Source organism: Phocaeicola coprophilus DSM 18228 = JCM 13818, assembly GCF_000157915.1.
In the GTDB taxonomy this organism is placed as follows: domain Bacteria; phylum Bacteroidota; class Bacteroidia; order Bacteroidales; family Bacteroidaceae; genus Phocaeicola; species Phocaeicola coprophilus.
This window is the reverse complement of the sequence record NZ_EQ973632.1, coordinates 424,709-431,571: the sequence shown is the minus strand read 5'-3', so window position 1 is coordinate 431,571 and position 6,863 is coordinate 424,709. Positions and strand designations below refer to the sequence as shown.

The 6,863-nt window shown below is 46.5% G+C and carries 8 protein-coding genes; all 8 read right to left on the bottom strand.

Features of this window, described 5'->3' with window-relative positions:
* Window positions 1–11: 11 nt before the first annotated feature.
* The 8 genes from BACCOPRO_RS03460 to BACCOPRO_RS03425 all read right to left on the bottom strand — a co-directional run bounded on the left by BACCOPRO_RS03460 (window position 12) and on the right by BACCOPRO_RS03425 (window position 6,793).
* Window positions 12–1,142 (bottom strand): DUF4934 domain-containing protein, encoded by a 1,131-nt coding sequence (locus BACCOPRO_RS03460; RefSeq protein WP_008140975.1) that lies wholly within the window; start codon window positions 1,140–1,142, stop codon window positions 12–14.
* 274 nt (window positions 1,143–1,416) lie between these two features.
* Window positions 1,417–2,301 (bottom strand): F0F1 ATP synthase subunit gamma, encoded by an 885-nt coding sequence (locus BACCOPRO_RS03455; RefSeq protein WP_008140971.1) that lies wholly within the window; start codon window positions 2,299–2,301, stop codon window positions 1,417–1,419.
* A 5-nt stretch (window positions 2,302–2,306) separates the two neighbouring features.
* Window positions 2,307–3,896, bottom strand: a complete 1,590-nt coding sequence (atpA, locus tag BACCOPRO_RS03450; RefSeq protein WP_008140969.1) for a F0F1 ATP synthase subunit alpha — start codon at window positions 3,894–3,896, stop codon at window positions 2,307–2,309.
* A 16-nt stretch (window positions 3,897–3,912) separates the two neighbouring features.
* Window positions 3,913–4,467: a F0F1 ATP synthase subunit delta gene (locus tag BACCOPRO_RS03445; protein ID WP_040311089.1), complete on the bottom strand. Its 555-nt coding sequence runs from the start codon at window positions 4,465–4,467 to the stop codon at window positions 3,913–3,915.
* 8 nt (window positions 4,468–4,475) lie between these two features.
* The gene (gene atpF / locus BACCOPRO_RS03440; protein ID WP_008140965.1) at window positions 4,476–4,979 is read right to left on the bottom strand and encodes a F0F1 ATP synthase subunit B; all 504 of its coding nucleotides are present in this window, start codon (window positions 4,977–4,979) and stop codon (window positions 4,476–4,478) included.
* Between the two features lie 32 nt (window positions 4,980–5,011).
* Window positions 5,012–5,266: an ATP synthase F0 subunit C gene (atpE, locus tag BACCOPRO_RS03435; RefSeq protein ID WP_008140964.1), complete on the bottom strand. Its 255-nt coding sequence runs from the start codon at window positions 5,264–5,266 to the stop codon at window positions 5,012–5,014.
* A 46-nt stretch (window positions 5,267–5,312) separates the two neighbouring features.
* A complete protein-coding gene (gene atpB, locus BACCOPRO_RS03430) occupies window positions 5,313–6,383 on the bottom strand; it encodes a F0F1 ATP synthase subunit A (protein ID WP_008140963.1) in 1,071 nt (356 codons plus the stop codon).
* The gene (locus BACCOPRO_RS03425) at window positions 6,380–6,793 is read right to left on the bottom strand and encodes a hypothetical protein (RefSeq protein ID WP_008140961.1); all 414 of its coding nucleotides are present in this window, start codon (window positions 6,791–6,793) and stop codon (window positions 6,380–6,382) included. The genes atpB and BACCOPRO_RS03425 overlap by 4 nt, the downstream gene beginning before the upstream one ends.
* Window positions 6,794–6,863: the final 70 nt, after the last annotated feature.

Genomic DNA, 6,863 nt, shown 5'->3' with positions numbered 1-6,863 from the left:
GATATTATCACTTATTTTCGTTTGAAACTATTGATTAATAAAACTCTATTTCCTTCATTTAATGCGTCTGTTATAGAGTCAGGTAACATGTTATAATCATTGCACATGTCGTTCAATTCTGGGCTGATAAGACTAATTATAGCTCCATTGTTATCAGAAAACATAGGTTCTATAATGTCATATACAGAAGATTCCCTTGTAAACTTCTTATATCCGAAATCATTGGTAAATGGATTAAAAATAGCTGTGTATTGATTGTTCCCATCTTCTATAAGTCCTATCCAAATGCTGTCAGAAATACAGATTGGATTGTTGACAAAATGCAAGAAATCGGCAGATTGTTCTTTTTGGCTAAATGAGATGTAATCAGTCTTTGCAATTTGAGGAACTGATTTGTTTAAGAAATCAAAAACTATAAACGCTTTAATTTTCCCATCTTTATCCAATATTGTTAGGGAATCTGAGGGTGCCCGATAAAAATTTAATCCTGTTTTATTCTCTCTTATAATATTATTTGTTGTATATCCTCCAATATAATTGCTTCTATAATTCAACGATTTACCAACAATATTCATTTCAGAATCTGTATAGATCAGGCTTGGTTGCTGTGTTCCATCAGGTGTTGTATTGAAAACGAAATTACCATTTTTAAGTCGTTTTATAGCATCTGCAAAAAAAGGAATTTTTCTTTCTTCCAGGAAAGAACCCTCTTCACTATAATGGATGACTTTTTTTGATTTTGTGTCTAAGATATATAGACCTGTTGTATCTATATCAAAGTCCCATGGAGAAACATATTCTCCTGGACCTTGTCCAATTCGCCCGTATTTTGTTATAGGATTTCCGTCTTTTTTAAATGAAACGATAGAACGAAGTGAACTTTTATCCAAAATGAAATATTTATTATTATGCTCTATGATCTTATTAGCATAAGAGAACATAATATTTTCCTTTTCTTTAAGGATTACAAATGCAGTGTCTGATATCAAGTTAATAATAGAGTCGTAGTAGTTTTTATTTGTCGATACTTCTACTTTGTATATATTGTAATCAGAAAGAATAGTTGTCTCAAAATTGTTTTTCTTATTAGAACAATTACTAAGTGTCAAAAACAAAGCAAGTAAAATTAATATTGTTTTCATATAGATATATTTTTAAGTTTAACAATATTCAAATATATAAACAATTATATCAATCGTGCGGTCGATGAGCCTGCAACGACTACACGATTCGGCCGCAACGAGCGGTCGATCTGACCGCAATGACCGCACGATTCAGACGCATCGGCTGCACGTTGAAACGGCACTGTCTGCAAAGGTAAGAAAAACAGACGGACAAGCAGAATGACGTGCAAAAAAAAATACATCCCCGCTCCCGAAGGAGTGAGGATGTATCTTTATGGATGTTTACAACGCCTTATGCCATCGTACCACCGATGATATCCAGCAGTTCATTGGTAATGGCCTGCTGACGGCTCTTGTTGTAAATCAGGGTCAGATCCTGTATCAGTTCATTGGCATTGTCGGTAGCAATCTGCATAGCCATGGTACGTGCTGCATGTTCGGCTGCATTCGAGTCGAGCAGAACGGTATAGATCTTCATGCGCAGTACCTTGGGAAGCAATTCCTGCAACACCTGTGCCGATGAAGGTTCAACGATGTAATCGGCCTGCATGTCGGCTCCTTCTCCCTTGTCCTTTCCGGCAGTTTCAGCCGAAAGGTCGAAAGGCAGATAGGTTTCGCGCGTCAGCACCTGTGTGGAAGTCGACTTGAAATGGTTGTACAGCAGTTCTACCTGCTGTATTTCCCCGCTCAGGAAGCGGTTGATCAAGTCAGTCGCCAGATCAGAAGCCTCCTTATAGTTCGGCTTTCCGCTCATGTGCTGGAAATCTCCCATGGGAGTGATTCCCATCTTCTTCACGGCATCGGCCACCTTGCGGCCAACGGGATAGACCAGCAGGTTCTCCTTTCCCACTTTCGCGCCATATTCATCAACAACCTCGTGCAGATGACGGATCACATTCATGTTGAATCCGCCGCAGAGGCTGCTGTTTGACGCGAACACTACAATCGCTATTTTCTTGACCTCACGCTTCACAATGAAAGGCGACTCCACGCTCAGCCCCGCACTCAGGAAGTTCGTCAGCATGCGGTGTAGTCTTCGTTCGTAAGGAAGCATGTTCTCGATGGCCTCCTGCGCCTTGTGGAGCTTGGAAGAGGCCACCATCTTCATGGCCGAAGTGATCTTCAGCGTCCCGTTTATCGAGTTGATTCTTCCCTTTACTTCTTTCAGTGATGCCATGATGCTTATTGTTTATACTGTAAAGCCGTTGCGGCCGCTACTTTTTCGATGATTGCTGTTACTTCGTCGTTGATCTTTCCGGATGCCAGAACGTCGAGCACGTCTTCCTTGTGGTTGGCGCGCAGGGTGGTCAGGAAGGTATCCTGGAAAGCACGAACCTTGCTCAGAGGAACTTCACGCATCAGTCCGTGGGTTCCGCAATACAGGATGGCAACCTGTTCGCCGACAGGCATCGGTGAATATTGCGGCTGGATCAGCAGCTGGTTGTTCTTACGTCCGCGGTCGATGGCCATGGCGGTTACCGGGTCCATGTCGCTGCTGAACTTGGAGAACGCTTCCAGTTCACGGTACTGTGCCTGATCGATCTTCAGCGTACCGGCCACTTTCTTCATACTCTTGATCTGTGCACTACCACCGACACGGGATACGGAGATACCGACGTTGATGGCCGGACGGAAGCCCTGGTTGAACAGGTCGGTTTCCAGGAAGATCTGTCCGTCGGTGATGGAGATCACGTTTGTAGGAATATAGGCGGAAACGTCGCCTGCCTGGGTTTCGATGATCGGCAGTGCAGTCAGTGAACCGCCGGCTTTGACTTTTCCTTTCAGGCTGGGGGGCAGGTCGTTCATCTGTTCGGCCACTTCCTGCTGGCTGATGATCTTTGCCGCACGTTCCAGCAGACGGGAGTGCAGATAGAAGATATCGCCCGGATAAGCTTCACGTCCTGACGGACGGCGCAGAATCAGAGATACCTCACGATAGGCTACCGCCTGCTTGGACAGGTCATCATAGACTACCAGGGCATGACGGCCGGTATCACGGAAATATTCACCGATGGCTGCACCGGCAAACGGTGCGAAATACTGCATGGCAGCCGGATCGGAAGCCGTAGCAGCCACAACCACCGTATAATCCATGGCTCCCTTTTCACGGAGTGCACTTACGATGCTGGCAACGGTAGAACCCTTCTGTCCGATTGCAACGTAGATACAGTACACCGGATTACCGGCTTCGTAATTGGAACGCTGGTTGATGATGGTATCGATGGCAATAGCCGTCTTTCCAGTCTGGCGGTCACCGATGATCAGCTCACGCTGTCCGCGTCCGATAGGAATCATGGCATCGATCGCCTTCAGACCGGTCTGAAGAGGTTCTGTTACCGGCTGACGGAAAATAACTCCCGGAGCCTTGCGTTCCAGCGGCATTTCAAAACGTTCGCCGCTGATTTCGCCGCGTCCGTCCATCGGTACACCCAGAGGGTCGATGACACGTCCCAGCATTCCTTCTCCCACATTGATGGAAGCAATTCTCCGGGTACGTTTAACGATCATGCCCTCCTTGATCTGGTCAGTAGGACCGAGCAGCACAGCTCCGACGTTATCCTCTTCCAGATTCATCACGGTACCCATTATACCGTTTTCAAATTGCAGAAGTTCGTTGGCTTCTGCATTGCGCAAGCCATAGATACGTGCCACACCATCGCTCACCTGCAGGACGGTACCTACCTCGTCGAATTTAAGGGAGGTGTCGATTCCTTGCAACTGGCGAAGCAGCACTTCAGAGACTTCGCTGGGTTTGATTGTATTTTCTGGCATAATTACTCGATTTGGATTAAACAATTCTTCTGTTTCTGGCGATAAACTGCTGTTTCACCCGCTTCAGCTGATTGGCAACACTGGCATCAAGCCGGAAACCGGACAATTCAATGATGTATCCTCCGATAATGTTCGGATCAATCCGTGCATCCAGTTCCACATTTTCATGCGTCCGGGCACCAATCAGTTCCACCAGATGCTGCACCAGTCTTTCCGAAGGAACAGCAGTAGTAAGCTTTCCGATCAGGATATGCTTCTCTTCCCGGTAAAGATCGATGTATGACCATGTCATAAACTGGAGAAATTTCTCCCGCTTGGCTTCCAGCACCAGCCGGAAGAAGCGTTTCAGCTCCTCACTGACATCCTTACCGCCTGCCGCTTCCTGAAGCAGTTGCAGCTTCGTTTCGATATCCAGTACAGGATTCTCTACGGCACGCCTCAATCCGGGAACAGTCACATAATGGTCGGCTAAAGTCTTGACTTCCTCATAGACCTGGTCTTCCTTTCCCTGTGCATCGGCATAGGCCAGCAGTGCCTTTGCGTAACGCATTGATACGACTCCTGTATTCATAAGACCTGTTATTTCTTAGAAGTTTCTATCATTTCGTCCAGCATTCTGTCGATCAGTTCCATCTGCTCTTTTTCGTCAGCCAGCTTGCTGCGCATTACCTTTTCGGCAATTCCTACAGACAATACGGCTACCTGACGGCGGATGTCACGAATGGCGCTTTCCTTTTCGGTCTCGATCTGCTTCTTCATTTCTTCCATCAGACGGTCGCCTTCAAGACGGGCCCGTTCCTTGGCTTCGTTGATGATGCGGTCACGAGTGGCAGCTGCTTCATTCAGAATACGGACTTGTTCTTCATTGGCCTGTGCCAGGATTCTTTCACCCTCCTGCTTCACGCTGGCCAGCTTTTCGTTGGCTTCACGTGCCGCCTTCAGCGACTGGTCAATGTATGCTTTCCGGTCCTCTACCATCCGGATGATTACCGGGAAGCCATATTTTGCCAAGATGAAAAATACGACTCCAAAAACGATAATCATCCAGAAGAGCAGCCCCGGATCCGGAGTTAATAATCCCATAATCTTTTACCTGTTTAAGTTGGACGGTGAAATTATAAGAACAATGTCAGCAGACAAACAACGATCGCAATCAAAGCGACACCTTCTACCAGCGCTGCTGCGATAATCATGTTCATACGCAAATCGCCTGAAGCTTCCGGCTGGCGGGCAATACCTTCCATGGCTGAGCTACCGATCTTACCGATACCGATACCTGCACCCAAAACTGCGATACCTGCGCCGATTGCTGCGCCTAACTTACTGATTCCAACACCTGCAGCTGCCTGCAATAAAATTGACATTAACATAATTCTTCAAATTTAAATGGTTATACTTTTTCTGTTTTTATCTCTTTTAGTTTTCTTTTGCGTGACCTTTCACGCGTGACAGTCCGATGAATACGGCTGACAACATCGTAAATACATAAGCCTGGATGAAAGCTACCAGAATTTCAAGCGCATCCATAAAGATACCGAATACCACGGCAACGAAGGTCATGGAACCGTTGATGACCGGTCCGGCCTTTACGGTGATGAAAATGATAGCGATCAGACTCAGAATGGCTGCGTGGCCTGCCATGATATTGGCAAAAAGACGGATCATCAGGGCGAACGGCTTGGTGAATATTCCGAAGAACTCGATCAGCGGCATCATGGGTACCGGAGCTTTCAGCCAGGTCGGAACATCGGGCCAGAAGATTTCCTTCCAGTATTCCTTTGAACCGTAAAGGTTGGTCAGCACGAATGTACAGAATGCCAGCACCAGGGTGATCGCAATATTACCGGTTACGTTGGCTCCTCCGGGAAAGATAGGAATCAGTCCCATCAGGTTGTTGACCAGCACAAAGAAAAAGGCGGTCAGCAAATAAGGAGCATAACGCTTGTAGTCTTCACCGATACAGCCTTTGATGACATCTTCGTAGATCATCAGCACCAGAGCTTCAATCATGCCGACTCCGCCTTTCGGTGCTCCCTGTTCTACCGGATGCTTCTTGTACCAGCGGACACAGCTCATCAGGATAATGAGCAGCACGGCACTGTTGATGAAGAGTCCCAGCACATTCTTCGTGATGGAAATATCCAGCGGCCTTACTTCCTCGCCGGCAGCGTTGCGCTCCACGATCTTTCCGTCGTAAGCACCTCCCCTGGCGATGTAAAGGCCTTCATATTCCCCTTCTTCCAGACGGGAAGAAGAAAAGACATGCCAGCCGGTACTGCTATGCACGATGACCGGAAGCGGAATACTCAGCGTCTTGCCCCCGATGGTGGCGATGTGCCACTCGTAAGCGTCACCGATGTGTCCGAATACCAGTTCATTCACATTTACTTCCCCGGCTTCCGTTGCAGACGCCTCCTGTGCCTGAACACTGGCCGACGTTGCCAGCAGCAGGGAAAGCATTAGGACTATGTACCGTAATTTTTTCATTTTTTATTCTTTTGTCTTAGTTTCAGTTTCTCCTCAAAGCGAAGGAAAAAACGAGTTTCAAAAATCAGAAACGCAAAGTAGAAGAACATGAATGTAGCAATGAAAGCCACCACTTCATGCCTGATTACGAATCCGTAGAAAATCAGGACGAAAGCGCTTAATATAAATTTCAGCACTTTACAGACCAGATAGGTCATGGCCAGTTTTTCCAGACCCAGGCGATAGCTGAACGAAAAGAATGCTATGTAAAGCAAACCGAACAGATAAAAGAATATCGGAATGGCAGGAAACCAGAGGAAATACCTTTCCGGTATAAATAGGTGATACACTATGGCCACCAGACCTGTCAACACTACACCGATGACGGTGAGTTCCTTGATAAACTTTTTTCTTACGGTTAACAAAAACATAGTATCGTGCAGTTTTTCATCCGGAAAGCTGCTAAAAACATCTTTGATTCAACAAATGCCTGTGTGGGGA

Bases quoted from the DNA above. Each gene is read 5' to 3' on its own strand.
- BACCOPRO_RS03445 (WP_040311089.1), bottom strand. From the start codon at position 4,467: ATGAATACAGGAGTCGTATCAATGCGTTACGCAAAGGCACTGCTGGCC.
- BACCOPRO_RS03455 (WP_008140971.1), bottom strand. From the start codon at position 2,301: ATGGCATCACTGAAAGAAGTAAAGGGAAGAATCAACTCGATAAACGGG.
- atpB (WP_008140963.1), bottom strand. From the start codon at position 6,383: ATGAAAAAATTACGGTACATAGTCCTAATGCTTTCCCTGCTGCTGGCA.
- BACCOPRO_RS03425 (WP_008140961.1), bottom strand. From the start codon at position 6,793: ATGTTTTTGTTAACCGTAAGAAAAAAGTTTATCAAGGAACTCACCGTC.
- atpF (WP_008140965.1), bottom strand. From the start codon at position 4,979: ATGGGATTATTAACTCCGGATCCGGGGCTGCTCTTCTGGATGATTATC.
- atpA (WP_008140969.1), bottom strand. From the start codon at position 3,896: ATGCCAGAAAATACAATCAAACCCAGCGAAGTCTCTGAAGTGCTGCTT.
- BACCOPRO_RS03460 (WP_008140975.1), bottom strand. From the start codon at position 1,142: ATGAAAACAATATTAATTTTACTTGCTTTGTTTTTGACACTTAGTAAT.
- atpE (WP_008140964.1), bottom strand. From the start codon at position 5,266: ATGTTAATGTCAATTTTATTGCAGGCAGCTGCAGGTGTTGGAATCAGT.